The sequence below is a fragment of the Dietzia cinnamea NBRC 102147 genome (genome assembly GCF_001571065.1).
GTDB lineage: Bacteria > Actinomycetota > Actinomycetes > Mycobacteriales > Mycobacteriaceae > Dietzia > Dietzia cinnamea.
On record NZ_BCSW01000126.1, the window covers coordinates 1 to 1,514 of the forward strand.

The window sequence follows — 1,514 nt, forward strand, 5'->3', positions numbered from 1 at the left end:
CTGGGGAGCCCCCGAGACGTCACCGGCGGCCCAGACGCGCGGGTTGGAGGTGCGCTGGGTCTGGTCGACCACGACGAAGCCGCGCTCGTCCACGTCCACACCGGCAGCGGCCAGGTTCAGGCCGTCGGTGCGGGGCAGGCGTCCGGTGGCCACCAGGACCTGCGCGCCGCGCACCTGTTCGCCCGAGTCCGTGGTCACCACCACCTCTCCTGCGGGGCCTGGTTCGCGGGCCACAGTGGTCGCGCGCTCTTCGACCACGGTGATGCCGTCGTCGGTGAAGACTTCCCGAAGTCTCTGGGCCAGCTCCGGCTCGGCGTGCGGCGCCAGACGCCCGACCACAGAGACCCGGGTGCCGAGGTGAGCGAACAGCTGGGCCTGCTCCATCCCGACGTACCCGCCACCGATAACGACCAGGGACTCAGGCAGCTCGGTCAGCTGCATCGCGGTGGTGGACGTCAGCCGGTCCACAGAGTCGAGACCGACCACCTCCGGGATGGCGGGGGTGGCACCGGTGGCGACCAGATAGGCCCGGGCCCGCAGCGCCTGGCCGTCGACGGCCAGGGTGTCCCCGTCCAGGAAGCTGGCCTGGCCTGGGCGGACCTGGAAGCCGTAGGCAGCGGCCACATCGGCGTACTTCGCATCACGCAGGCGCTCGATGAGTGCGTCCTTCTGGGCCACCAGATCGCCGAGGTTCACCGGTGCGGCTGACGTTGGGGCACCTTTGAAGGGATTGGTGAGCGCGGCGTGCCGGGCCCCGGCGGCCGCCAGGAGCGTCTTGGACGGCACGCAGCCGATGTTCACGCACGTCCCGCCCAGAACACCGCGCTCAACCAGCACGACGCTCTTACCGGCCTGGCTGGCCGCGATGGCGGCGGACATCGCCGCGCCTCCCGAGCCGATCACGGCCAGATCGACGTCGTAGTCCACACCCATTTGCCCACCTTCCTTCGCGTGACCCCTCTTCAGCGTCCATAGTGGACGTTCCAGCGCAGGGGAAGGTCAAGGCGAACATGGACGAGAGCCGAGAAAGGGGCCACTGTGCGCATCGGTGAGTTGGCCGTGGCCAGCGGCACCACAACCAAGACGCTGCGCTTCTACGAAGAAGCCGGCCTACTACCTGCGCCTGAGCGCACCGCCAACGGATACCGCGACTACACCCCTGCGGCCCTGGCGCGCCTGGACTTCGTTCGCCGCGGCCGCACCGCTGGGCTCACCCTGGCCCAGATTCGCGAGATCCTCGACATCCGCGACGCCGGAGTCGCACCCTGCCAGCACGTGCACGCCCTGCTCGAAGCCCACCTGGGCGACCTGGACCGCCAAATCGCCGACCTGCAAGCACTGCGACACACCGTCGCGCACCTTCACCACAGTGCCACCACCAGCGACCCCACCAAATGCGACACCACGACCGTCTGCCGCTATCTGTGACCAGACCGGTGCTCGCGTGTATCGCCATGAGCAGATGCCGCCACAGAGCGTCGACAGAACCCCGCCATATAACGGCGAAAGCCACA

Annotated in this window: 2 protein-coding genes; one reads left to right on the plus strand and one right to left on the minus strand. The window is 69.0% G+C overall.

The genetic code is table 11. The features are described from left to right. Positions 1–933, minus strand: a 933-nt coding sequence (locus tag DCI01S_RS16405; RefSeq protein ID WP_061230202.1) for an FAD-dependent oxidoreductase, incomplete at its 3' end; no start/stop codon positions are given. 105 nt (positions 934–1,038) lie between these two features. Here DCI01S_RS16405 and DCI01S_RS16410 point away from each other — a divergent pair. Next, positions 1,039–1,428, plus strand: a complete 390-nt coding sequence (locus DCI01S_RS16410; RefSeq protein ID WP_007928756.1) for a heavy metal-responsive transcriptional regulator — start codon at positions 1,039–1,041, stop codon at positions 1,426–1,428. Positions 1,429–1,514: the final 86 nt, after the last annotated feature.